The organism is Paenibacillus xylanilyticus, assembly GCF_013359935.1.
Taxonomy (GTDB): domain Bacteria; phylum Bacillota; class Bacilli; order Paenibacillales; family Paenibacillaceae; genus Paenibacillus; species Paenibacillus xylanilyticus.
On sequence record NZ_JABMCB010000198.1, the window covers coordinates 62,724 to 88,515 of the forward strand.

At 48.0% G+C, this 25,792-nt stretch carries 24 protein-coding genes; 17 read left to right on the plus strand and 7 right to left on the minus strand.

The window, feature by feature from the left end; translation table 11 throughout:
* Positions 1 to 158: 158 nt before the first annotated feature.
* The 17 genes from panB (at position 159) to HP552_RS23900 (ending at position 17,943) form a co-directional block, all read left to right on the plus strand.
* Positions 159 to 1,034, plus strand: a complete 876-nt coding sequence (panB, locus tag HP552_RS23820) for a 3-methyl-2-oxobutanoate hydroxymethyltransferase (protein WP_175397966.1) — start codon at positions 159 to 161, stop codon at positions 1,032 to 1,034.
* 44 nt (positions 1,035 to 1,078) lie between these two features.
* Positions 1,079 to 1,927: a pantoate--beta-alanine ligase gene (panC, locus tag HP552_RS23825; protein WP_376768983.1), complete on the plus strand. Its 849-nt coding sequence runs from the start codon at positions 1,079 to 1,081 to the stop codon at positions 1,925 to 1,927.
* Positions 1,920 to 2,303 carry an aspartate 1-decarboxylase gene (gene panD, locus HP552_RS23830; RefSeq protein ID WP_175397881.1) on the plus strand — a complete coding sequence of 128 codons (384 nt, stop codon included), beginning with the start codon at positions 1,920 to 1,922 and terminating at the stop codon, positions 2,301 to 2,303. The genes panC and panD overlap by 8 nt, the downstream gene beginning before the upstream one ends.
* Before the next feature lie 92 nt (positions 2,304 to 2,395).
* A complete protein-coding gene (locus tag HP552_RS23835; RefSeq protein WP_175397882.1) occupies positions 2,396 to 3,022 on the plus strand; it encodes a tetratricopeptide repeat protein in 627 nt (208 codons plus the stop codon).
* 159 nt (positions 3,023 to 3,181) lie between these two features.
* The gene (locus HP552_RS23840) at positions 3,182 to 6,052 is read left to right on the plus strand and encodes an ATP-dependent DNA helicase DinG, 3'-5' exoribonuclease type (RefSeq protein WP_175397883.1); all 2,871 of its coding nucleotides are present in this window, start codon (positions 3,182 to 3,184) and stop codon (positions 6,050 to 6,052) included.
* A 198-nt stretch (positions 6,053 to 6,250) separates the two neighbouring features.
* Entirely contained in the window at positions 6,251 to 6,904 is a 654-nt protein-coding gene (locus tag HP552_RS23845; protein ID WP_175397884.1) for a redox-sensing transcriptional repressor Rex, read from the plus strand.
* Complete coding sequence (locus tag HP552_RS23850; protein ID WP_175397885.1) at positions 6,891 to 8,195, plus strand: amidohydrolase; 1,305 nt, start codon at positions 6,891 to 6,893, stop codon at positions 8,193 to 8,195. The genes HP552_RS23845 and HP552_RS23850 overlap by 14 nt, the downstream gene beginning before the upstream one ends.
* Before the next feature lie 44 nt (positions 8,196 to 8,239).
* The gene (locus HP552_RS23855) at positions 8,240 to 8,770 is read left to right on the plus strand and encodes a hypothetical protein (protein ID WP_175397886.1); all 531 of its coding nucleotides are present in this window, start codon (positions 8,240 to 8,242) and stop codon (positions 8,768 to 8,770) included.
* A gap of 301 nt (positions 8,771 to 9,071) precedes the next feature.
* Positions 9,072 to 9,599, plus strand: a complete 528-nt coding sequence (locus tag HP552_RS23860) for a hypothetical protein (RefSeq protein ID WP_175397887.1) — start codon at positions 9,072 to 9,074, stop codon at positions 9,597 to 9,599.
* Positions 9,592 to 11,094: an AAA family ATPase gene (locus HP552_RS23865; protein ID WP_175397888.1), complete on the plus strand. Its 1,503-nt coding sequence runs from the start codon at positions 9,592 to 9,594 to the stop codon at positions 11,092 to 11,094. The genes HP552_RS23860 and HP552_RS23865 overlap by 8 nt, the downstream gene beginning before the upstream one ends.
* A gap of 133 nt (positions 11,095 to 11,227) precedes the next feature.
* Positions 11,228 to 12,100 (plus strand): 3-hydroxyacyl-CoA dehydrogenase family protein, encoded by an 873-nt coding sequence (locus HP552_RS23870; protein ID WP_175397889.1) that lies wholly within the window; start codon positions 11,228 to 11,230, stop codon positions 12,098 to 12,100.
* Complete coding sequence (locus HP552_RS23875) at positions 12,097 to 13,302, plus strand: acetate/propionate family kinase (protein WP_175397890.1); 1,206 nt, start codon at positions 12,097 to 12,099, stop codon at positions 13,300 to 13,302. The genes HP552_RS23870 and HP552_RS23875 overlap by 4 nt, the downstream gene beginning before the upstream one ends.
* Before the next feature lie 101 nt (positions 13,303 to 13,403).
* Complete coding sequence (gene asnS, locus HP552_RS23880; RefSeq protein ID WP_175397891.1) at positions 13,404 to 14,699, plus strand: asparagine--tRNA ligase; 1,296 nt, start codon at positions 13,404 to 13,406, stop codon at positions 14,697 to 14,699.
* Between the two features lie 17 nt (positions 14,700 to 14,716).
* Positions 14,717 to 15,418, plus strand: a complete 702-nt coding sequence (locus HP552_RS23885) for a DnaD domain-containing protein (RefSeq protein ID WP_175397892.1) — start codon at positions 14,717 to 14,719, stop codon at positions 15,416 to 15,418.
* Positions 15,419 to 15,683: 265 nt separating this feature from the next.
* Positions 15,684 to 16,175, plus strand: a complete 492-nt coding sequence (locus tag HP552_RS23890; RefSeq protein ID WP_246311029.1) for an RNA polymerase sigma factor — start codon at positions 15,684 to 15,686, stop codon at positions 16,173 to 16,175.
* Complete coding sequence (locus HP552_RS23895; protein WP_175397893.1) at positions 16,168 to 16,620, plus strand: anti-sigma factor; 453 nt, start codon at positions 16,168 to 16,170, stop codon at positions 16,618 to 16,620. The genes HP552_RS23890 and HP552_RS23895 overlap by 8 nt, the downstream gene beginning before the upstream one ends.
* 36 nt (positions 16,621 to 16,656) lie before the next feature.
* Positions 16,657 to 17,943 (plus strand): multi-tm2 domain protein, encoded by a 1,287-nt coding sequence (locus HP552_RS23900; RefSeq protein WP_376768982.1) that lies wholly within the window; start codon positions 16,657 to 16,659, stop codon positions 17,941 to 17,943.
* A gap of 96 nt (positions 17,944 to 18,039) precedes the next feature.
* Here HP552_RS23900 and HP552_RS23905 read toward each other — a convergent pair whose 3' ends face one another.
* The 7 genes from HP552_RS23905 to HP552_RS23935 all read right to left on the minus strand — a co-directional run bounded on the left by HP552_RS23905 (position 18,040) and on the right by HP552_RS23935 (position 25,463).
* Positions 18,040 to 18,693 carry a methylthioribulose 1-phosphate dehydratase gene (locus HP552_RS23905; RefSeq protein WP_175397895.1) on the minus strand — a complete coding sequence of 218 codons (654 nt, stop codon included), beginning with the start codon at positions 18,691 to 18,693 and terminating at the stop codon, positions 18,040 to 18,042.
* Between the two features lie 2 nt (positions 18,694 to 18,695).
* Positions 18,696 to 19,373 carry a 2-hydroxy-3-keto-5-methylthiopentenyl-1-phosphate phosphatase gene (locus tag HP552_RS23910; RefSeq protein ID WP_175397896.1) on the minus strand — a complete coding sequence of 226 codons (678 nt, stop codon included), beginning with the start codon at positions 19,371 to 19,373 and terminating at the stop codon, positions 18,696 to 18,698.
* Positions 19,370 to 20,593 carry a 2,3-diketo-5-methylthiopentyl-1-phosphate enolase gene (locus tag HP552_RS23915; RefSeq protein ID WP_175397897.1) on the minus strand — a complete coding sequence of 408 codons (1,224 nt, stop codon included), beginning with the start codon at positions 20,591 to 20,593 and terminating at the stop codon, positions 19,370 to 19,372. The genes HP552_RS23910 and HP552_RS23915 overlap by 4 nt, the downstream gene beginning before the upstream one ends.
* Positions 20,590 to 21,450, minus strand: a complete 861-nt coding sequence (gene proC / locus HP552_RS23920; protein WP_175397898.1) for a pyrroline-5-carboxylate reductase — start codon at positions 21,448 to 21,450, stop codon at positions 20,590 to 20,592. Before proC ends, HP552_RS23915 begins: the two co-directional genes overlap by 4 nt.
* Positions 21,451 to 21,487: 37 nt before the next feature.
* The gene (locus tag HP552_RS23925) at positions 21,488 to 22,735 is read right to left on the minus strand and encodes a glutamate-5-semialdehyde dehydrogenase (RefSeq protein WP_175397899.1); all 1,248 of its coding nucleotides are present in this window, start codon (positions 22,733 to 22,735) and stop codon (positions 21,488 to 21,490) included.
* A gap of 56 nt (positions 22,736 to 22,791) precedes the next feature.
* Complete coding sequence (gene proB, locus HP552_RS23930) at positions 22,792 to 23,895, minus strand: glutamate 5-kinase (protein ID WP_175397900.1); 1,104 nt, start codon at positions 23,893 to 23,895, stop codon at positions 22,792 to 22,794.
* Positions 23,896 to 24,254: 359 nt separating this feature from the next.
* A complete protein-coding gene (locus HP552_RS23935; protein ID WP_175397901.1) occupies positions 24,255 to 25,463 on the minus strand; it encodes a pyridoxal phosphate-dependent aminotransferase in 1,209 nt (402 codons plus the stop codon).
* Positions 25,464 to 25,792 lie beyond the last annotated feature (329 nt).

The window sequence follows — 25,792 nt, forward strand, 5'->3', positions numbered from 1 at the left end:
AAGTGAGTTGTTGGATTCTGCTCTGAGCCGAAGAGGACCGAGACAGAAGGGACGATCGCAAGTGACTCTTTTTTGACTTTTCGGGACTTTTTAGTGGAAAACTAAAAGGTTTTTTTGTTGCGTTTTGAATTGAAAAGGAGAAAGGAGCCATGAAGAAAATGGCTAACAAACAAGCGTTGAATATTGTGAAAATGAAAAAATACAAGCAGGATGGCGTACCGCTCAGCATGATAACAGCCTACGATTATCCAACCGCGCTGCTGGCGGAAGAAGCAGGTATTGATCTGATCCTGGTCGGGGATTCCCTCGGCAATGTAGTGCTGGGATATGATTCTACCCTGCCAGTGACCATAGACGATATGGTATATCATACGCGTTCCGTAGTACGGGGTGCAGGCAACACCTTTATCGTAGCCGATATGCCTTTCATGACCTATCACGGCAGTGTGGATGAGACACTGAAAGGTGTTCGTCGACTGATGCAGGAAGGTCATGCGCATGCAGTCAAAATGGAAGGCGGCGTGGAAATTGCGGATACGGTCAAAGCCGTGGTGCAAGCAGGCGTACCTGTCCTCGGGCATATCGGACTAACCCCGCAATCGGTAAATCAAATTGGTGGGTATCGCATTCAGGGTAAGGATGCAGCGGATGCCAGACGATTGATGGATGAAGCAAAGGCACTTGAAGCAGCAGGAGCCTTCGGGATTGTGCTTGAACTGGTTACCGAAGAAGTGGCAAGAGCCATTTCGGAAGAGCTGTCCATTCCTACCATTGGTATTGGAGCCGGTAGAGGATGTGATGGTCAGGTATTGGTGTTTCATGATGTCGTTCAGTATGCTTCTCCGTACATGCCCAAACGCTTTGTCAAAACGTATGGCGATGTGGGCACATTGATTCGCAGCAGCATTGAAGCTTATGTGAAGGAAGTCAAGGATCGTTCGTTCCCCGCTCAAGAGCATGTATTCACGGCTGCAGACGGCGTCGTGGAGCAATTGTACGGACATCGTAAAGAAAAGGTGGAGAGCAACTCATGAAAGTGATTCGGAACATCGCAGAATTAAGACAGGAAATTGGCTTGATGCGTCAAGCGAACCCGACCAGAGAAGCCTCTGTTGGCCTGGTGCCTACAATGGGTTATCTTCATGAAGGGCATGCGAGTCTGATGCATGCTGCCAAACAGCAGAGTGATATTGTAGTATTGAGCATCTTCGTTAATCCGATTCAGTTTGGGCCTAATGAAGACTTTGACAGCTATCCAAGGGATGAAGCCAGAGATGTGGAAACGGCACGTACGCAGGGAGTGGATATCGTATTTATTCCCACTGTTGCCGAGATGTATCCACAGCCGACACAAACGACGGTATCCGTATCCCGTCTGACTAACCGGTTGTGCGGGGCTTCTCGTCCCGGACATTTTGATGGAGTGACCACCGTCGTATCCAAGCTGTTTAACATCGTTCAACCACAGCGGGCATTTTTTGGGATGAAAGATGCCCAGCAGGTCGCAGTCATCCAGCAAATGGTCAATGACCTCAACATGCCGGTTGAGATCGTTCCATGTCCCATTGTACGGGAGCAGGATGGATTGGCCCTTAGCTCACGTAACGTCTACCTGAGCGCTGAAGATCGTCAGGAAGCTCTGGTTCTATCCAAGGCACTGCGTGCGGCCCAAGAAGCAGTTGATACCAGACACGACACAACAGCTGCGGATATTCGCCGTATTCTGCGCGAGAACATTGCACGGTCTTCACGAGCTGTTATTGATTATGCCGAAATTCAGGCTTTTCCAAGTCTGGAACCACTCGCTGATCAGGAAAAAGTGCATGGACGTGACGATCTGCTGATTGCACTCGCAGTGAAATTTGGCAAAACAAGACTGATTGACAATACAAGACTGCAAACTACGGAGGTCATGTCCCATGTTTAGAACGTTAATGAAATCCAAAATTCACCGTGCCACCGTTACGGAAGCCAACCTGAATTATGTGGGGAGCATTACCATTGATGAAGATCTGATGGAAACATCCGATTTGATGGAAAATGAAAAAGTGCAAATTGTAAACAACAACAATGGCGCACGCCTTGAAACATACGTGATTCCTGGACCACGCGGCAGCGGAGTGATTTGTCTTAATGGTGCGGCTGCACGTCTCGTACAGCCCGGGGATACAGTTATCATTATTTCCTATGCGATGATGTCTCAGGAAGAGGCTAATACGCATAAACCTACAGTTGTATTTGTTGATGGTCAGAACAAACCTGTGCAGACCATGAAGCATGAGGTTCACGCGACAATTATGTAATCGACTGGTAAGGGGAATGAAATCGGTCCCCCCTGCAAAAAATGAGTACAGGTCACGCACTAATCCATTTTTTCAAGGGTGGGGATGCATCGATGTTCCAGCATGTTTTCGCCGAGATGAACGACATGTTAGATGAAATTATCAAGCGCTACCCTTCCGCTGAAGGTCTGAACAAACAGGAACTGCTGCAAAAGTGGAACTTGCTGAAGCGGATGAGTGACGGGATGATTGATGAGTGGCTGATGTTTGAGGAGAAAATGAGTCAGGTAAAGGATTTGGAACAACCGGTTGCTCTTCAACCGGAACAGGAAGCAGTTACCGCACTGCCGGAGATCCATCTGGAATCCTTTAGTCGCGGTCAGGGATATTTCAAGTTGCAAATGTATCCGCAAGCCATTATGCAATTTTCACGGATTGTTGATGAATATCCTGACAGTGCACTGACTCGGTACTATCTGGGACTTGCACACATGAACCTCAATCAGACCGCTGAAGCGGGAAGTCATTTGCGGCTCATTGTGCACCTGAAGGGTTCCCCGAGGCTAAAGGGGCTAGCCTGTAATGCTTTGGGCTGCATCGAAGCCAAGCTGGCGAATCCGAAGGGAGCCTGTTCCCTGTTTGCTCAAGCGCTCCAGCATGACCCAACGCTGACCGAACCGCTGTATAATATGGAAGCCTGCAGGCTGAACAGCGGACAACTGCAATATGGAATTAGCTGACTGTACTTGATCATGAAGTGCTTTTCAGCAGCATCAAGACGGTGTTTCCTCCTTGAACCTAGTGGAGGGAACACCGCCTTTTTTGTCAGTTAATTTTCAAATGCCTGTTTTTTTGCTATGCTGTAACATAGACTGAATGGAAGGGAATTGTACATTGCAATGAAATTTGCCGTATTGGATTTCGAAACAACCGGCACGCAGTCCGACGGTGAGATTATTCAAGCCGGACTTGCCATCATAGATCATGACTACAGCATAACTCAAATATATAGTTCTTATGTAAACCCGGGTGTTCCTATTCCGCCGTTTATTACGGGGTTAACCGGGATTACGGACGAAGATGTGGCGGACGCTCCCTCACTCGAAGAGATGATGATGGAGATGGTTCCGCTGCTTGACGATGTTGTCCTGGTCGGACACAACGTTGCTTTTGATTTTCATTTTCTCCAAAATGCGCTTGACCGATGTGGCTATTTGCCGTTCACCGGGCGTATTTTGGATACGATTGATTTTCTCAAAATCTCTTTTCCATCTCTCGGCTCTTATCAGCTTGGGTATGTATCAGCCGAGTTCGGATTTCAACACGACCGGCCTCATCAGGCTGACAGTGATGCTCTAGCAACTGCTTATGTACTGCTGAAGTGCCTGGACGAGCTGCGTGAATTGCCCTTGATTACCATACAGCGTCTCAGTGATCTGTTTGCTCCAGAAGACAGTGATCTGGGCTGGTTCTTCGACGGCATGCGCAGTGAGAAGGAAGCAGAGCCTATTCAGGATCTCGACGGACATACGTATTACCGTCAGCTGGCCTTAAACGTAAGTGACTGGACCGAGATTGGTGCACCACGCGATGAACGAGAAGGCAATCCGCTTGAAGGTATCAGTTTTGAACAGTATATGGATCAGGTCAGAAATAATCTGAAAGATACACTGGATCATTACGAAGAACGCGAGGCGCAGACTCAAATGTTCAGCAGCGTAAGACAGGCCCTGGACGAAGAAAAGCATCTGTTAATCGAAGCGGGTACAGGTACGGGGAAATCCCTCGGTTACTTGCTGCCTGCCATTTATGAAAGTGTGAGGCAGGAACGAAAAGTGATGGTTAGCACGCATACAATTAACCTGCAGGAGCAGCTTCGAGAGCGGGATATCCCTCTGCTCACCAAAGTAGTTCCTTTTCCGTTTAAGGCTGCTGTGTTCAAAGGACGGGGGCACTATCTGTGTCTGCGGAAGTTTGAGCACAAGATCAACAAACGGGAATTCGCCACACCAAAAGAAGACTATTTTACAGCGGCACAGATGATCGTCTGGCTCACCCAGACGGAGACCGGGGATGATGAGGAGTTAAACCTCAGCGCTCGCGGTGGGGATTTCTGGGAGACCGTGCAGAGTGAGTCTGAATCCTGTCTGGGACGCTCCTGTCCGTGGTTCAGGAAGTGTTTTTATCACCGGGCAAAACATGAAGCAGGTTTGTCTGATATCGTGATTACGAATCATTCCAAGCTGTTTACCGATGTCAAAGCATCTCATCAGCTTCTGCCGGCTTATGACAGTCTTGTGATTGATGAGGCCCATCATCTTGAGGATGTTGCAGGTAAGCACTTGGGTCTTCATATGAAATATTTCACGTTGGTTCATACATTAACCCGATTGTTTAAAGATAGTCGCAATGGTCAGCTTCCCATGCTGCGAACTCAGCTGTCTGGTCATGAGATGTCGGCACAATGGGGCTCAGTGATTGACCAGATGTTCCCGCTTGCTGTTGAAGTCAAGGAAATGTGGGATCGGCTGAGTGAGGCTTTATTTAGCCTGCTGCCTGAGCGAAGTGATGCTTCTCCGGGAGAAACAGGACAGTTTTCACTTCGATTGAAGCCTTCGCAGAAACCGGCGAAGTGGCAGGAGCTGCAGGATTATGAGAACCAGATCTATGTCACGCTTGGTGACTTGATCCGTAAGGGAGACAAGCTGCTTCTGGAAGTCAAAGAGGATCAGGACGACTATCAATCGGATAGTCTGATTACGGACATTACAGGTTTGCTTAAAGACCTGGCAACGCTAAAAGAGAATCTTCGCTTTTTCATGCGGATGGATGATGCCAAAACGGTATATTGGATGGAGGCAAGCGGGCAATTCCGCAGCAAATCACTGCAGCTCTATGCCGTTCCTGTCGATGTCAGCGCACAGTTGAAGGACATGTTCTTCGATAAAAAGAAAAGCGTTGTTCTTACTTCGGCTACGCTCTCTGTGGATAAGTCATTTCAATTCATGATTGAACAGCTTGGCCTGCAGGAAGCGGCCGACAATAACCGTTTGCTGACGTCCATGCTGCCATCGCCATTCCGCTACCGGGATCAGGCTTTGCTGGTTATTCCGCGTGATTTTCCAAGCGTGAAGGGCAGTGTTGGTGATGCACACTTTGTGGACATGCTCGTGCGGTCTCTTGCCGAAACGGCTATTGCTACACGGGGGCGCATGATGGTGCTCTTTACTTCATACAGGATGCTTCGCCAGGTTTATGATCCGTTAAAAGAAGCATTGTCCGGTAACGATATCTCGCTGCTCGGCCAAGGTGTAGACAGTGGCAGCCGCTCCAAGTTAACACGTCGGTTCCAGGATGCCAAAGCTACGGTTTTATTGGGGACCAGCAGTTTCTGGGAGGGTGTCGATATTCCGGGGGAAGCACTGACTTGTCTGGCGATTGTCAGATTGCCTTTCCAGCCGCCGAATCATCCGCTGGTGGAGGCGAAGAGCGAACTGCTGCAGGAACAGAAAAAGAACCCGTTCATGAAGCTATCGGTTCCACAGGCAGTCATTCGTTTCAAGCAGGGATTCGGGAGGCTGGTTCGTACAGCCAAGGACAGGGGCATTGTCATCGTCTATGATACGCGGGTGATTGAGTCTTACTATGGGAAATACTTTTTATATTCATTACCCGGTCCCAAAATGGAACATATGCTGACAGAACAGATGGTTCCACGGATTAGCGAGTGGCTGGAAGCGCCTGCGCATGACGAACCTGCTGCAGAATAGGATGTAACGTCATTGCGCAATGAGGTCTTCTCGCTGTAAACTTTATTAGATCAACAAAGTGATGATTCATTCATGAAGCACTTTTAATTTTATACTTGATAAGGCATCTTGCATGATTTCATTCGGAAACGAAAACGGTTATGCAGGGTGCTCCATTTTTATTTATCTATCGTGGCCTTGGTAAGGGGGAGTTATGTAATGAAATCAGATAAAATTTCGGAAGCCGTGGTACGCAGATTGCCTGTTTATTTGCGATATTTGAGTGAACTGCACCAACGTGAGGTTAACACGGTTTCATCACAGGAGCTTGGACTCCGGCTGGATCTTAATCCTGCCCAGATTCGCAAAGATCTTGCATACTTTGGGGACTTTGGCCGCAAAGGCATCGGATACGACGTATCGTATTTGATTGAGAAAATTCGCCAAATTTTGAAGATTGATCAGCAAATCAATGTAGCACTGGTCGGAGCCGGTAATTTGGGACATGCTTTGTCCAATTACAATGCGTACCTTAAAGACAACATGAAGATCGTTGCTGTTTTCGATGCTTACGGTCCCAAGATTGGCAGTCAGATTAACAGCCTGAAGGTACAGCCAATGAATGAATTATCGGATTCGGTCAAAAAGGATAATATTCGCATCGGCATTATTACCGTACCGGATACCGAAGCTCAAAATGTAGCCGATCAGTTAATTGAATCCGGCATTGAAGCGATACTGAATTTTGCACCGACTATCCTCAAAACACCGCCGCATGTCCGTATCCATCATGCCGATTTTACAACGGATCTGCTTAGCCTTGCTTATTATCTGGAGAATGGAAAGGACGACGAGGAAGATGACGACAAATAGATGGGTAATTCATAACGGCAAATTTGCTGTTAATAGCGGTACGGAATGGAATGTGGTTTCAGGTTACATGGTAGTCGAAGAGGACAAGATTGTGCATATTGGTGAGACATTGCCGGATAGGGATGAGAACCTGCCGAAGGTTGATGGTAAAGGACTGGTCTTTTTGCCGGGTCTGATCAATACGCATGGTCATGCAGCCATGTCGCTTCTGAGAGGCCACGGGGACGATCTGGCCTTACAGATATGGCTTCAGGAGAAAATGTGGCCTATGGAGGCGAAAATGACGTCTGAGGACGTATATTGGGGTACCTCCCTGTCTGTACTGGAAATGTTGAAAGGTGGCACAACGGCATTCCTGGACATGTATGACCATATGGACCAGGTGGCTAAAGTGGTGGAACAATCCGGTATCCGGGCTGCATTGGCACGTGGTGTAATCGGTTTGTGTTCCGAAGAAGAGCAAATGCGCAAACTGCAGGAATCGGCTGCCTTTGCACGCGAGTGGAACGGACAGGCTGGTGGCCGAATTACGACGATCATCTCACCACATGCGCCATATACATGCCCTCCGGATTACATTGAAAAGCTTGTACAGGTTGCGCATGATCTGGATCTGCCGCTGCATACCCATATGTCGGAAACGCTTCGTGAAGTGGAGCAGAATGTGACGGATTACGGTCTCCGTCCTGTAGCCCATTTGGAGAAGCTTGGCTTCTTCTCACGGCCTTCTCTCGTTGCTCATGCGGTGCATCTCAATGATGAGGAGATTGAAATTTTGGCACGGCATGATGTCGCTGTCTCCCATAATCCGGGAAGCAACCTGAAACTCGCTTCAGGTGTAGCACGAGTTCCGGATTTGCTAAAAGCGGGTGTTACGGTATCCTTGGGAACAGATGGACCAGCGAGCAACAACAATCTGGACATGTTTGAAGAGATGAGACTTGCTGCGCTGATACACAAAGGAGTATCCGGTGACCCTACGGCTGTACCAGCAGGAGAGGCGTTGCTGCTTGGAACGGGCTATGGTGCCAAATCCATATTCCTGAACAATACAGGAGCACTTCAAGTGGGGATGAAGGCCGATTTTATTGCACTGAACATTGAACAAGCTCATTTCTATCCGCACACGGACCTCATATCCCATACGATCTACTCGGCTTCAGCCAAGGATGTAGAGCATGTATGGGTGGACGGCAAACAATTGGTGAAGCATGGGGAATGTCTTACAATGGATGAAGAGCGCATTCTGCGTGAGTCTCAACTTGCATTTGACGGACTGCTCGCCCGTTAATTTCAGAATCGCAGCAGCGTCATAGGGGAAAGGAAGTTCGGCTTTTGAAAAGAAAAAAGAAATGGATATGGATCTCGCTGCTCATCCTGATTTTGATTCTGTTTGGACTTCAGCGCTTTTATATCTATATAACCCAGGACCAGCGCAATGAAGAAGCACTAGCTATTCAAGCGGCACAGGAGCAGCTGGGGATTACATCTTACGAGGATCTCCGAAAATACGTCTGGGGCCAAAAAGAAGGCGATGACAATATTTACTGGACCATGATGGCCAAAAATAAAGAGAATCAGGACATTGCCGTCTGGGTCAAATTCGATGCAACCAACAAACCTGTCACAGGGAATAACGCTGTGCACAGTGAGCTGCTGCAGAACGGGTTATCTGAAGCACAGATTCGGAATCGATTCAGCTCTGAAGTTCCAGGCGGAGAGATTAAGCGGATTATGCCAGGAGTTGTTAATGGAATCTATGTGTGGCAAGTGTATTACAAAGACGATACGCATAACTACTATCGATTCTATCGTTTTAGCAATGGCGACCAAGTTGATTTGGTATATACCATTCCAAACAGCTAATCGAAATAACAGAACTTTTTCTTAGGTAATTTCTTCAAAGAACCGGCAGATGGAAGCACGTCTGATCCGGTTTTTTGGCGTATCCTGCGAATCATTCTGGATTTGAATAGTTAAAATTAATAATTTATTCATATTTTCGCCTTCGAAATTGTATATACGATGTGATATACTCAAATATGTATTCAAGGATACATCAAACAGGAATAAAACCTGTTGGGCACATCACAGGTCATTCGTACACAATTCATATTATGCCTATAAGCTATAGGGATGGGCTCAAAATTTGGGAGGGGAAACTCACTTGAAGCTAAAAGTATTGCCTATTGCTTTAACTGCCGTCATTTCAGCCGTTGTGTTGTTTGGAGGTTGGTTTGTGTATCGTCAAGTGGCCATGCAGAATCCGATTGAAAAAATGGTAACCCAATATGACGGGGTTAATGACGTTCACTTAACTATTAACCGCAATGACGTACAATTGAAACTTGATTTGCAGCCAGATGTGGATCTGGGCAGATTGGTTCAATATATTCAGAAAGAAGGACAGACACTGATCGGCACGCGTGCATTGAAACTGGACGTGGTGGATCATTCAAATGAAGCCCTGGAAAACTGGTGGGGCGATGCCATGTTTACTGTCGCTCAAGCGATGGAGAACAAGCAGTACACGGATATTACACCTACATTATCCAAAATGGCGACCAATGGTATTCAAGTGAATACGGCCATGGATGACAATAACGTATACGTAAGCCTCCGAGATGGAGATGCCAGCAAGTTTATTATTCTGCCGCGTGTACCGGGTCAGATAGGAGTGTGGCCTAATGCCTAAATGGACGAAGGAAGTTGCCATTGGATTTGTCCCTGTGTTGATTATCTTTCTTGCTTTTGTTGGTGTGAATATTTTCCCCATTCTGATTGCAGCTGCGGTTGTGGGCGGATTGCTGCTTATGATGCAGATGCGCGGGGGAATTACGGTTGGAGCAGGTCAGGAACGCAAGCGCAAGAAAAAAGGACCTTCTAAACTGACTTTTGAAGAAATCGGCGGCCAGGACAGTGCCAAGCAGGAGCTGCGGGAAGCGCTTGATTTTCTGATCCGTCATGAAGAAATTCAGAAGTTCGGGATTCGTCCTTTGAAAGGTATCCTCCTTACCGGCCCTCCGGGAACAGGGAAAACGCTGATGGCCAAAGCGGCCGCACACTATACCGATTCCGTGTTTGTTGCAGCCTCAGGCAGTGAGTTTGTCGAGATGTATGTCGGTGTCGGTGCGGGCAGAATTCGTGATTTATTTCGCGATGCCAGAACACGTGCAGCAAAAGAAAATAAAGAGAACGCCATTATTTTTATTGATGAGATTGATGTGATCGGTGGTAAGCGTGAAGGCGGTCAGCAGCGCGAGTATGATCAGACACTCAACCAGCTGTTGACGGAAATGGACGGAATTTATACATCCGATACACCTCGCATCCTTGTTATAGCGGCAACAAACCGCAAAGAAATGCTGGATAGCGCATTAACCCGTCCTGGACGTTTTGACCGTCATATCCAGGTAGACCTGCCTGACAAGAAAGGCAGAAAGCACATCCTGGAGCTCCATGCGGTGAATAAACCTCTGCTCGAGGGTGTAAGCCTGGAGAAAACGGCTGAAGAATCCTATGGCTTCTCAGGTGCACAGCTGGAAAGTGTCATGAATGAAGCAGCAATTTACGCCATGAGAGATGGATTGCTCAACATTGAACAGCGTCACTTGTCTATGGCGATTGATAAAGTCATGATGGGTGAGAAAACGGATCGTGAATCCAGTGTAGAAGAGAAAAAACGGGTTGCGATTCATGAATTGGGACATGCCATCATGGCAGAACTCGTGCGTCCCGGCAGTGTTAGCCAGGTGGCGCTCAGCCCGCGTGGACAGGCACTCGGTTATGTGCGTCACAATCCCCAGCAGGAGCAATTCTTATATACCAAACGTTTTCTGGAAGAGCAGATCATGATCGCACTTGGCGGAGCAGCTGCCGAAGAAATGTACTATGGTGGCCGCAGTACCGGTTCGCGCAACGACTTTGAGCAGGCGACCAATGTGGTACAGACCATGATGGCTTCTGGCCTGACTTCCCTCGGAATCGTGAACATGGATATGGTTACAACGGAAGAGCTTATGCGTGAAAATAAAATGATTCTGCAGGATTTGATGGAACAGACCAAACGGCTTCTTGAAGAACAGCGGACAATTTTCGACAATTCATTGGATACACTGATGAGAGAAGAAGTGTTGTCTGGCGAACAATTTCGTTGTCAATTTCGTGACAGCGCCCTTTTACCGGCATAATTTATTTATGCCGGTTATTTTTTTTTACATTTCACTCGTGCTAAGATATTATTATATGTTGGGTCGAAATTTGTAATTTTCGGCGAACAGGGTACAATAGAGAAATAGAGAACCGAAAGGATGGAGCAGAACCATGTTTTTTAAAAAAATAGGAGTTGTCGGCGGCGGCACCATGGGACAAGGCATTTCCCAAATGCTCGCAGCCAAAGGACTTGATGTGCTTCTGGTGGAGCATACGACGGAGAAGCTTGACCATGCATATGACATGATCGAAACAAACCTAGATAAGCAATTGGAGAAATGGGCTATTACGAAAGCCGAAAAAAAATTGATTCTTTCCCGTATTACCAAAGTAGCTCATTTGGCTGAACTGGGATCTTGCGATATGGTTATTGAGACGATTTCAGAAGACCTGGAAGCCAAAAAAGAGGTATTCGGTCAACTGGATCAAGTTTGCCCAAGCAACGTTATTCTTGCAAGTAACACATCCACGCTGAGTTTGACCGAGCTTGCAAGCTCGACCAAATACCCAGAGCGTGTTATTGGTATGCACTTTATTCACCCGGTTTCCCGGGTTGACCTTGTAGAGATTATTCGTGGGTTGAAAACTTCGGATGCCACTTTCGATGAAACGAGAAGATTTGTGGAAGAAGTCGTGGACAAAAAAGGTGTAATGATCTATGAATCCCCAGGATTTGTTACGTCCAGACTGATCTGTCTTTTGATCAATGAAGCACTTCATGTCCTTCAGGAAGGCGTGGCTTCTGCTGAAGATATTGATGATGCAATGCGGATCGGATACAATTTCCAACATGGTCCGCTTGAGATGGCTGACCGTTTCGGATTGGATTCTGTGGAAGCTGCACTGGAAAGAATGTTCCGTGAATTCGGTGAATTGAAATACCGTCCTTCCATCGTACTGAAGAAAATGGTACGTGCAGGACATCTTGGTGTTAAAACGGGCGAAGGATTCTTCAAGTACGACAAGGATGGTGACCGGCTGTGAAAGTACTCGTAATCAATGCGGGGAGTTCCTCGCTTAAATATCAATTGTATGACATGACGGATGAGTCCGTATTGGCTAAAGGCTTGGTAGAACGGATCGGAATGGATTCCTCCATTCTGACGCACAAACCGACTGGCCGTGAGGATGTTACTGAAGTTAGTGAAATTCTGGAGCATACAACAGCAATTCGTAAAGTCATTGACATTTTGACAGATAAAGAAAACGGCGTTCTGGGTTCGGTAGATGAGATTCAGGCTGTTGGACACCGTGTCGTTCATGGTGGGGAAGCATTCAAGGAGTCCGCTCTGGTTGATGATGCATCCAAGGCTGAGATTCGTCGTCTGTTCGATTTGGCACCACTTCACAACCCTGCGGCCATGATGGGTATTCGTGCGGCTGAATCCAATATGCCAGGTGTACCTCAGGTGATGGTATTTGATACGGCATTCCATCAAACGATGCCTGAGAAAGCCTATCTCTACGCGATCCCTCGTGTGCTGTACAAAAAATACAAAGTGCGTCGTTACGGTGCCCATGGTACTTCCCATGATTACGTAAGCAAGACTGCAGCCGAGTATTTGGGTCGTCCGGTAGAAGATCTGAAAATCATCACTTGTCACGTCGGTAATGGCGGTAGTGTAACGGCGGTTCAAGGTGGCGTGTCTGTGGATACATCCATGGGTATGACTCCGCTTGAAGGTTTGATGATGGGAACACGCAGTGGTGACCTAGATCCGGCCATCGTACCTTACGTGATGAACAAGGAAGAACTCAGCGTGAGCGAAGTGAACTCCATGTTGAACAAACACAGCGGACTGCTGGCGATCTCCGGAATCAGCAGTGACATGCGTGAGATTACAGAAGGTATGGAGAACGGTGATGCGAACTCCACCCTTGCTTTCGAAATGTACGAATATCGTTTGCGTAAATATATCGGTTCATATGCAGCTGCAATGAACGGTGTGGACGTAATCGTATTTACTGCAGGGGTCGGCGAGAACTCCGTAGTTCTTCGTCAAAAAGTATGTGAACAACTTACTTACCTGGGTGTTGAAGTGGATGAAGCCCTCAATGCCATCCGTTCCGGCGAACCACGCCGGATTACAACAGCGAATTCCAAAGTGGAGGTACTCGTCGTACCTACCAATGAAGAATTGGTAATTGCTCGTGATACACACCGAATCGTATTGAATTCTAAGTAATCTAATTGTAAAGTGAATATAGCATGTCAAGGAAGTGCAGGGGACAGGCTGAGGCCTGCCCGCTGCATTTTCAAATTTAGGAACCAAGGGGAGATATGGGCATGAGTACGGATTGTGTAATTCGTAATGTGAATGAGCATGTGGGCGAAACCGTTAAGATCGGTGCCTGGATTAATAACAAACGTTCCAGCGGTAAAATTCAATTTTTGCAGCTGCGCGATGGAACCGGATATATTCAAGGGGTAGTCGTAAAGAGTGAAGTTAGCGAAGAAGTATGGAATGATGCCAAAAGCCTGACGCAAGAAAGTTCCTTGTATGTAACGGGAATTATTCGTGAAGAACCACGCAGCGCATCCGGATATGAAATGACGGTTACGGGCGTCGAGATCATTCATTTGACAGAAAACTATCCGATTACACCGAAAGAGCATGGTGTTGATTTCTTGATGGATCATCGTCATCTTTGGCTTCGTTCCACCAAACAACGTGCTGTTATGGTGATCCGTGCAGAGATCATCCGCGCAGTTCAGCAGTTTTTTGATGGTAACGGATTCACACAGGTTGATCCTCCGATTCTGACACCTTCGTCTGCCGAAGGTACAACGAACCTGTTCCACATCAAATATTTTGATGAAGATGCTTATCTTACTCAAAGTGGGCAGTTGTACATGGAAGCTGCGGCAATGGCGCTGGGTAAAGTATATTCCTTCGGACCAACGTTCCGTGCCGAGAAATCCAAAACCCGCCGCCATCTGATTGAGTTCTGGATGATTGAGCCGGAAATGGCATTTGTGGATCACGAAGAAAGTTTGCGGGTACAAGAGAAGTTCATCGCACACGTGGTTCAGTCTGTCGTGAAAAACTGTCGTGCTGAACTGGAATCCATCGGGCGTGACGTATCCAAACTCGAAGGTATCGCAGCTCCATTCCCGCGTATTACGTATGATGAGGCGATTGAGTTCCTGAACGGACAAGGCTTCGATATTCCTTGGGGAGAAGATTTCGGTGCCCCTCATGAGACTGCAATTGCCGAGAAGTATAATACACCGGTATTTATTACGCATTACCCGGCTGGCATCAAGGCCTTTTACATGAAACCTGATCCGAATCGTCCCGAAGTTGTTCTTTGTGCTGATATGATCGCACCAGAAGGCTACGGAGAAATCATTGGTGGATCGCAACGTATCGATGATCCCGAGTTGATGCAGCAGCGCTTTGAAGAGCACAAGTTGTCCGACGAGGCATATCAATGGTACTTGGATCTGCGTAAATACGGATCGGTTCCTCATTCCGGCTTCGGCCTCGGATTGGAGCGGACGGTAGCATGGATCTGTGGATTGGATCATGTACGTGAGACAATTGCATTCCCACGTATGCTCTACCGTCTGTACCCTTAATGATTAATCGGGAACCTATGGAAGAAACCGGCTCCAAAGCGTGGCTGAGTGGCGTAGCTTACGGGTTGACATCTGGAACAGCACAGCTCCCGTATGCTTTGTTGCGTTATTATCATCAACTTGGATTAACAGATTCCGAAGTGCTTTTGCTGATTCAATTGCTGGGTTACCGTCAGGCAGAATTCAATGAGTTTCCTACCCTGGAAGAGCTCGCGGCACGTATGGGACTTGCCCCTGAAGGCATCGCCAGAATGCTGCAGCGACTGATGCGGGATGGATATATTTTCATTGATGAGCATCGGGACGAGGAACGGGATATTCAGTACGAGCGTTACGATTTGCATGGACTGTATGCCAAGCTCGCAACGTGTGTCGCTGAAGATGCAGCAGCAGCGCGAGCACAGCAGATGAGCATGAACGCACGTCCAAATTCGAACAGTGTTCAAATAGAAGAGGAAGAACGAAACATGTTCTCCATCTTTGAAAAAGAATTTGGTCGTCCGTTATCACCTATGGAATGCGAAACGATCTCCAGCTGGCTGGATCAGGACCGATATCAGGAAGAGCTGATTTTGATGGCTCTGAAGGAAGCCGTATTTGCCGGCAAAGTGCATTTCCGTTACATTGACCGCATTTTGCTGGAATGGAGCCGCAACCGGGTGAAGAATGTTCAGGATGCGAAGGCATACACGCAGCGTTTCCGAAGCGGGGGACGTTAATCACATGTAAAGGAACAATCAATGAACAGGCCAGAAGACATTCTGCGCCTGTTTTTTGAATTCTAGATTGAATTGATCAAGCTACCCATGGAATGATTTTATCTTTTCAGGCAATGTAATCACATGAATTTAAAAAAAATTAAATAAATACGCAGGGGCAGCCCAGAAAGCTGTCGTCTATTGTAGTGGAGAGGAGGGGAGAGTCATTGACGAAGCGCGCTTAATCGAACAAATCCGTCAAGGGGATACATCCAAGTTTCGTTTATTGATCGATAAGTACAGCCAGCATGTATACCATGTGGCGTATTCCGTACTCAGGAACGATCAGGAAGCGCAGGATGCAGCTCAGGAGGCGTTCATTCAGATGTATAAATCTCTCCCCGATTACCGTTCCGAAGGATTCAAAACATGGCTTACCCGAATTGCCTTTCACAAAGCCATCGATGCGAAACGAAGGCTGGGCCGAAGAAGCAGCGAAGATCTGGGTGGAGAAGAACGAATAATCAACCTGCCTGGAAGCGAAGAAGATATTCTGGCCCGTCTCGTTCGGGAAGAACGCAAGGAAACTCTGCGTGAACGAATCAATCAACTGCCTGCCCAGCATCGGGACATTATTACTGCGTATTATTTAAGCGAAAAAAATTATGAGCAGATCGCCCATGATGCCCAGGTGGCTGTCAAAACCGTGGAATCCCGTTTGTACCGTGCCCGGCAGTGGATCAGAATTCATTGGAAGGAGGATGAGTGGCGTGAGTAAAATCGAGATGTACGGCGTTCAGGACTGGACGGACTATATCGAAGGCCGAATTACCGGGGAACAAGCGATTCGCATGGAAAAGGTATTAATCGAAGATCCAGAAGCGATGGATCACTATCTGGAAGCTATGGGTATTCATCAAACATTGCCGAAACTGGATAATCCGGCTCACTTTGCGGATTCCATTATGGAACGCATCACAGATCTGGAACATTCAAAGAGCAAGCGCAAATCACGTTCAGGACGGAGCAGACGCTGGCTGGAGCATAAAGTATTTCATTACGCGGTAGCGGCCTGCCTGACGTTAATCTTCCTCTCTTCTGGGGTGTTTGACAAGGTCGCACCTTATCACAAGTTCCACGAAGGCGAGCAGAGGGGATCTTTCACACAAAAATGGACGGAGGCAGCCACTTCATGGCTGGATAACTTCAAGCCTAAACCATAAATAATTCGCATTGCCTGAAAAGAAAGGATGACGACTGTGCAATCAGATCGTAACAAAATACTTGCATTTCTGTTAAATGCTGTCCCGGGACTTGGTTTTCTGTACTGGGGCCGAACCGCGAAGGCCGTGATTTATCCATTGCTCTTCTTTGGCACTTTGATCGGCGCATTCATGTTGATGGTGGTCACCAATGAAGATGAGCTTATGATTTTTGGGGCAGTGGCAGCCTTCTTCTTCTGGTGTATCAACATGCTGGACATTACAATCACTCTGCTGCGTGCACCTTCTGCACGGAATGCTCATTACGACGGCTATGGAGCCCATTATGGTCCTTATCAGGAAGCAGCATATCAGCAGGCATATCCGGATCCAAATGGCCCCATGGAGCAAATGAACGGAGAAGAGATGCATCAGCATTCTACTCATGGATACGGTATGCCAGAAGGTACATATGGTCAACCTATGTATCCAAAACGCAGCGAAGGTGAACGATTCTTTACGATATTGTTGTCTTTCATCCCGGGCCTTGGGCATCTACATTTGGGCCTGCTGCATCGGGGACTTTCGTTTCTGATTGCATTCTTTGGCTCATTTGCGATGATGGTATTTGTAGCTTCGATTACGAATGAATCGGTATTTCTGATGTTCCTGCTCATTCTGCCTGTGATTTGGGTGTATTGCATGTTTGATGCGGTTCAGCATGTCCATCGCAAGCAGGCTGGAGAAGTGTTGCAGGACCGAACGTTGTTCGAAGAACTGGAAATGGGAAGAGCCTCCGGACGACGAAGCAAAGTGCTGGCAACCTTGTTATCAGCCTTTCCTGGTGCGGGTCATCTGTATCTGGGACTGCAAAAAAGAGGCATGCAACTGATGTTCCTGTTTCTCGGCAGCATCTATGTTCTGGACCTGCTTCATTTATCCGTATTCTTGTTCATGATTCCGTTGATCTGGTTCTACAGCTTTTTTGATGGACTTCAGTGTTCAAGCCGTTATGGCCGGGAACCGCTCACCGATCAACCCATTTTCAAAGATTGGGCTAAACATCAACGTCTGATTGGATTCGGGATCGCAGCGCTTGGTGTGTATTACCTGGCCATCCGGCTTGTCATCCCGCAGCTGAATGAGCTGTTCCCCAATCTCTTCATGACTTACGAGATTCGTTCCTATGTGAATACCGTTATTGTTTCGCTGTTGCTCATTTTTGGTGGCTTGAAACTGCTCTTCGGCAAGCAGCGTTCAATTGGACAGCATAGTGGAGTAAACGGAAAAGACGAGGAATCAGCCAATCTCTTCTTGTTCAGGGATCGGGATGATCGATTGTAAGTTTGTAGTAAAGCGCTAGACAAAAACACGCCATAGGCTGAAAAAGCAGCCCGTGGCGTGTTTTTTGTTTGTCTGAATATCAGAGAGGAATGATTTCTATTTCGAAGCACCTTTCAGCAGTAGCTGACGATACATCACTTCGAACAAAAACTCGAATGCTTCCAGATGTCTTTTTGCTTCAAACGCATCTTTACCCCACGCATAAATGCCGTGGTTGCGAAGTAAAATCCCTGGCACCTTCGGATCAAGTACACCTGGAACCAACTCGGCAATGGATGGAATATCGGCAAAGTTAGGCAGGACCGGCACACGAATCTCAGCATTTTCTTCCCAAATGTTAAAAGCCTTGATCAATTCGATTCCTTGGATCGGCACAGATCCTTCTGCGCCAAAAAACTCGCTAATCAGGTTGTTAAACACGGTGTGCACATGGAACACGGCACCACAGCCAGTCAAACGATAGATTTCACAGTGAATCAACGTTTCTGCACTAGGTTTCAGGGTTGTCGTTTCAATGGCTTTGCCATGCTTGTCCACAAACAGAAAATCTTCCGGTGTACGAAGAGATTTGTCTTTACCCGAAGCCGTAACCGCAAAATAAAATTGCTCCGGATCAAACTCTCCCACACGCATCGACAGATTGCCGCTTGTACCCGGGAACCAGTTGCGACTGGCAAACAGTGCTTTAATATCAGCAAGTTCTTCCAGTACCTGGCGTTTGTGTTCCAATGTAATTTTTTCAAAACCCATCTTTACAGCACTCCTTGTGTTTGCTTCTGTTTCATGTCTTCCATGATATCGTAAAAGGTAGCAAAAGGCACATGATCTACGCCAAGTTCAATGCATTTGTCCGTCAAAATGGAGCGGGAGTAGACAAGATCGGCAATTTTGGCACCTTCAAAATCGGTTAAACTATCTCCAATCAGAATCCGATTATAGTGTTCTTCCGGGAACGTACGAATCACCGTTGTTTTGCACATGCCGCAGCCGTTCTCACAAGGGGGCTGGCACGGATTGGGCCACTCAATGCGGATAAAATCACCCGTAAAGTCTGCTCCGTTACAATAGACGTGGTCTTGTGGGATATTGAATGGCGCAAGCAGAGGCTCGATAAAAAAGTCCATGCCGCCGCTGGTTACATTGAATTCAATGCCTTCGCTTCGTACGTATTCCAGAAACTCACTGAATCCCTCGCGGATGCCGGCTTGTCCAAGAACAAATTCCACAATTTCATCTTTTTGCGATGCAGGCAGTAGAGCAAACATGGCACCGACACCTTCTCGCAATGATATTTTCTGCTCGACAGTATCTTTCATGATCGGTTCAATGCCTTCGGGCTTAGAATGCTTCATGATGGCTACGATATTATCCGAAAGAGTGATCGTACCATCAAAATCGCAGAAAATGACCGTTTTCTTATCACTTCTCATCGTTCTCCACCCCATAGATCCAATGCGCTTTTCAGTTCGGGATGTTCAGCTGCATATTCTGAAAGTGGAATCGAGCGTTGTGCTGCCTCGATGGCTTGCAAAAATGCGCGTCCACCCGCTTCAGTGCCCATTGGATGTCCGTGAATGCCTCCGCCTGCGTTAACGATGACGTCGGTGCCAAAGTCACGCAAAATAAGCGGAACAAGCCCTGGATGAATTCCTGCCGAAGGAACCGGCATACTGGTTCTGACCGGGAGCTCTTTTGAGAGCAGCTGTTCCGTAATGGCCATATTCTCCTCTTTCGGCATGGTCACCGATCCATAAGGTGATGGGAAGAGGACGAGATCTGCTCCGGCAAGACGCATCAGCTGACCGAGCAGCACTGAAGCCGAAATACCGTAATGCGGCGAAGGATAGAATGCGCCTGCAAGCGCAGGGTGGGCCATGATGGGCACGTTGATATCCGGATCGCTGCTAAGCTCATGCAGAACGTCATAGCCGTAGGACAGCACGTTAAACAGTAGTGCATTTGCTCCAGCATCGATCGCTCGTTCAGCCTGCTTCTTCAACCGCGAAGTCGGGCCGGTCAGGTTGGCGGCGTAGAGAAGTTTCTTACCAGTCTCTCGGCGAGCCTGTTCGGCAGCCTTCATGCAGATCTCGACTCTTTTTTCAATAGGTGTCAGCTTGTTCTCAAACAGAATTTCGTCATCCTTGATCAGATCGACTCCGCCTAGAGCCTGGCGGATAAACTGTTCGCGCAGTTCATCTGCATCCAGGCCAATAACCGATTTGAAGATGCTCATTAAAAGTGGACGATCATGGACACCAAGCAGATCGCGGACACCATTCAATCCAAACTTGGGACCAGGGAACGCGCTCAGGAATCCGTCCGAGAAACCAAGTCTTGTCAACTTGATCCGTCCATCCATCGAAATTTTGCCAAAGACCGTGACAAGCAGGGCCGGAATATCGCGACTGAAGTTTACATCGGGATAACCGATTGTAATATCAGCATACCGCTCGCCCGGAGCCATGCCCTCAGTTTCATGTACGTTTACACTGATGACTTCGCCTAGATGTTTCTGCATCGCTTCACGCTTGGCTTGCGGCAATTCGGTCCAGCTGCCGACAGTCATGCCAACAGCAATGGATTCCGCCTTTTTGCGGAAATCCGCACGATCATCGTGCAGACGATATGTAGCAGTGCACATGTTATTCATCTTAAATCTCCTTCCAAGGCAGCCCCCATCTCCCGTGAGCGCTCTGCACAGCGGTTGACGGCTGCAATTACATTTTCAAAGAAATCGCCCTCATCCAGTGTTTTCAGTGCGGCTTGTGTGGCGCCTCCAGGTGAGGTGACATCACTGCGAAGCTTCATGGGTTCCGCTCCTGTCTGTTGAACCATCCGCGCTGCACCAAGTACGGTTTGAACGGTCAGATCGCGGGATTGCTGACTGGACAGACCACCACGGATTCCCGCGGCAATCATGGCTTCCATTAAATAGTATACATAAGCCGGGCCACTTCCGGAAATACCCGTGAGCACCTCCAGTTTCTCCTCAGGTACAATGGTCACGATGCCAACCGCTTCAAACATCGTCATAACCGTGCTGCGCTGTTCATCCGTAATTTCTGCGGAGAAAGCAAGACCGGTTGCACCGAGTCCAATGGTGCTGGATGTATTCGGCATGGAACGTGCAATCGGCTGTTTGCGGCCGAGCAGTGTCTGCATCGTACGAATGGATAATCCCGCAATAACAGAAACAATGAGTTGGTCCGGTGACAGGAGGGGACCCAACTCGCGAAGAGCTCCAGCAGCATCTTTTGGTTTCATGGCCAGTACGATAACGGGAGAAGCGGAGAGCAGTTCAAGCGATTGGGAGGCTGTTCCTGTATGAACGGCATACCGGGTACTCAGCTCTTCCTGACGTTTCTGGTTGCTCCGGTTCAGCATCGTAATATCCTGGGGACGTACAACGAGGCGGGAGATCAGTCCGCGCACGATGGCTTCTGCCATGGCACCTGCTCCGTGGAAAGTAATCTTTTGCTGTAATAACGTCTGTTGTTCTTGACTCATGGTTATCGTTCCTCCCTATATGTCTGTAACTGCGATTTTACTGCCGAATTTGTCCGTTGCCAGTAATGCGATATTTCGTTGAAGTGAGAGCAGGAAGACCCATTGGGCCACGCGCATGCAGCTTCTGTGTGCTTATACCAATTTCGGCTCCATAGCCGAATTCGAATCCGTCCGTGAAACGTGTGGAAGCATTGTGGTACACCGCGGCAGCATCCACATCATGCAAGAAGCGCTCCGCATGAGCTGTATCGCGGGTGACGATACATTCGGAATGTTTTGTGCCATAGGTTGCTATATGATTCATCGCTTCTTCCAAATTCCGTACAACCCGTATATTCAAAATATAATCGTTATACTCTGTCGCGTAGTCCTCCTCCGTCACGGGAATGGCATCAGGTACGAGACGGCGAGTGGTGTCACAACCCTTCAATGAGACGTTAGCCTCACGGAATTGTTCGGCCAGGGCAGGCAAATGCTGTTCTGCGTAAGCCGCATGAAGCAGCAGGGTTTCCATGGAATTGCATACGGACGGGCGCTGTGCTTTTGCATTAATCGCAATTTCTGCTGCCATCACCGGATCAGCCGATTCATCCACATACGTATGGCAGATTCCTGCACCTGTTTCAATGACAGGTACCGTCGCGTTGGCAACCACGTTGCGAATCAGGGAGGCACCCCCGCGAGGAATAATTACATCCAGCAGGCCATTCAGCTTAAGCATTTCATCGACTGAAGAGCGGTTTGCATCTTCCACGAGCTGCAGCGCATCCGGTGGCAGGTCTGTTTTGGCCAGTGCTTGATGCAGCACCTCCACAATTTTGCGGTTCGATGAGAGAGCAGAAGAACCACCGCGAAGCAGAACGGCGTTTCCGGTCTTGAGGCATAAGCCGGCAGCATCCACCGTAACATTGGGACGAGCCTCATAGATGATGCCAATCAGACCGATCGGCACTCTCAATTTTTCAATATGCAGCCCATCTGGACGTGTGAACGACTCCAGCACTTCACCAACAGGATCTGGCAGCTCGGCAATTTGACGTAAGCCTTCAGCGATTCCTGCAATGCGCTCTTTATTTAAGGAGAGGCGGTCCAGCATGGATTCTGGCGTGCCTTGTTCTCTTCCGCGTTCGAGATCCTCAGCATTGGCTGAAATAATGGATTCCGATTCGGCAATTAATGCGTTCGCCATGGCGAGCAAGGCCTTGTTCTTCTGTTCTGTATTCAATCGGTTTAACTGTGGAACGCTGCTTTGAGCCTTGCTGGCTTTTTGTCTAACTTCACTCATCTGGAATTCCTCCTTCATATATACAAGTTCAAGTCATTACCTTATACAAGTACTTGTTATTTTAACGTAATCCACTCGTCTCGATGAATGACCTCAAGTCGGTGGATGGCATTTAGTGTTTTCATCACTTCGCCGCTTGGCATACCTGCGATGAGACGAAGTTGATCATCATCATAATTGACGATGCCTCGACCCAGAAGCGTCTCATCCATGCCAATGACTTCTACGACGTCGCCTGCGTGGAACGTGCCAAGCACGCGTTTGACTCCTACGGGCAGCAGACTATGACCGCCGTGGACAAGAGCTTCTTCGGCGCCGGCATCCACTACAACGGTACCGAGGGGGGTCGACATGAAGCCGAGCCATTGCTTTTTGCGGGAGAGTGCAGCAAGACGAGTCTCGAAATAGGTCCCCTTACCACAGCCCTCAACAGCATTTTGCAAGTCCCCGGATTCCTTGACACTACCGACAAAAACGGGAACCCCTCCGCGTGTTGCGACTTTAGCTGCATCGACCTTGGAGCGCATGCCGCCTGTTCCGACCGACGAACCTGAACCTCCGGCATAAGCATAGATTTCTTCAGTAATTTCAGGTATCCGATCATAACGCACAGCGGAGGGATCCTTGCGAGGATCTGCTGTGTAGAGTCCATTGGTATCGGTGAGAATAACGAGATGCTGCGCTTTTACCAAATTGGCAACGAGTGCCGATAGCAGATCGTTATCCCCGAATTTCAACTCGTCTACAGAAACGGTATCATTCTCGTTAAAAATGGGGATGACCCGCTGTCTGAGCAGCTCTTCCACCGTCATGCCTGCATTACCCATCCGTTTTCGGCTGTGAAAATCGGTTCTTGTCAGCAGAATTTGCGCTGTAGTAACGCGGTGCGCTGCAAAAGCCTGTTGATATGCCTGCATTAATAATGCCTGTCCAACTGCGGCCGCAGCCTGCTTCTCATGCAGCATTTTGGGACGATGGGGATAACCGATCTCGCGGAATCCGGCAGCAACGGCTCCGGAAGTGACCAAGAGGACTTCATGCCCCTGTTCGGCGAGCGAAGCGATCTCACTGGCAAAAAATGAAATGGAACTGCGATCAAGTCCACCTTCCTCCGTGGTAAGGGAACTGCTTCCAATCTTGACTACAATACGTGAAGGCATGCTTTCACTTCCTTAAACATGATTAATGAGATACCAGCGGACGGTTATCCCGGTACAAAAAAAACTCCCGTCCTTTGTTGTAAAAAGGACGAAAGTTTGTGACTTCCGCGGTACCACCTTTATTGATGATTGATTCATCCGGCTTTGCGCCCTGTAACAGAAGGCACCGTCCTGCATAAACAGGCCGCTCAGGGGTAGGTTTCGGAGAGAAGCCGCGGTAAATTCTTGCAGCCCGGTGGAATTTACTCTCTGGGCGCGGCCTGTTTTCTCGTACTGGTCCCGTCATCACGTTTCGTTCGATATTTGTTAATAACATACCATGGAAACTTGGCAGATGCAAAGGGGTATTCTACCTCTATTTACTTAAACAAGTTCAGCTTGCCAATCCGTTTAACGGCTTCCTGCAGTCGTTCTTCGTCACTCAGCAGACCAGCCCGAACGTAACCTTCCCCGTGAGTACCAAACCCTATACCTGGGGCTACAGCCACTTTCGCTTCCCGAAGCAGCAAATCTGCAAAGTCGGATGAAGTAAAGCCGGCAGGAACAGGCAGCCAGCTGAAGAACGAACCTCCTGGCTTCGCAGCTTGCCAGCCTATGGATGCGAGTGCCTCGTAGAAAGCGTTACGGCGGGATTCATATCGCGCAACCAGATCCGTAACACATTGTTGAGAGGAAGTCAGTGCAGCAGCAGCTGCAGCCTGAATGCCGCCAAAGAGGCTGACATAAATATGGTCCTGCAGCAAATTGATCTTGGAGATAATCTCCGCATTACCGAGGGCAAAGCCTACCCGCCATCCTGCCATATTGTAGGTTTTGGATAGCGTATAGAATTCGATGCCGACTTCCTTGGCGCCCGGAGCCTGCAAGAAACTGACCGGACGATGCCCATCGAATCCGATCGCGCCATAGGCGAAGTCGCTGGCGACTACGATTTTATTTTGAATGGCGAATTCCACCGTATCTTTATAGAAGGAAAGTGGGGCCGTTGCAGACGTTGGATTGTTGGGATAATTCAGATACATCAGCTTGGCCTTCTCCCGATCTTCAGCCGAGATGGCCTCAAAATCAGGAAGGAATGCATTTGAATCGAGCAGCGGCATAAAAGACATGTGTGCTTTGGCAAGAGCAACACCGGACCAGTAGTCCGGATAACCTGGGTCAGGAACGAGACATACGTCTCCAGGATTAAGCAGCACTTGAGGCAGCTGGACGAGACCTGTTTTTCCGCCAAACAGAATCGCGACTTCAGTCTCCGGATCAAGATCAACGTTGTAGTCTTCCTTATAACGGTGGGCGATTGCCTCCTTCAGGAACGCATGACCGCTAAAAGGAGAATATTTGTGATAAAGCGGATTTTCAGCGGACTCTTGCAATGTTTTTACAATGTGTGGGGGTGTAGGCGTGTCCGGGTTCCCCTGACCGAGATTAATTACGTCATGACCACTGGCGATTTCACGATTCACATTTTGAACAAGAGTTGCAAAAAATTGCGTTGGCAGCTGTGTCATGACATCTGAGGTAGGTATATTAAAAGCCGAACGAGCCGAACGTTGCTGTTGATTATTCATTATTTTCATCACTCCGGTTCATAAAGATGGGAATAGTATTCATTAATTTATCACGCTAATCCCGAGCTGTATAGAGGGGAAAAGGATGGTGTAGACCGAATAATAGGGTCTCTGCCGCGTTATAAAAAAATATATAAGGGAGATTCAGAAAAGAGGAATTTAATAGGTGCTTCAACTTCTGTTGATATGTTCCTATTGCAATTGTGTATCTAACTTGCTCCAGATTAAAGGTTGTTGCTTGCTTATAATCAGTAGAACGGATAATGATAAATGCTGCCTGAATGGCTAGGTTCCCAGCCCGGATAACAGGGTTGCGGTCGTCAATACGA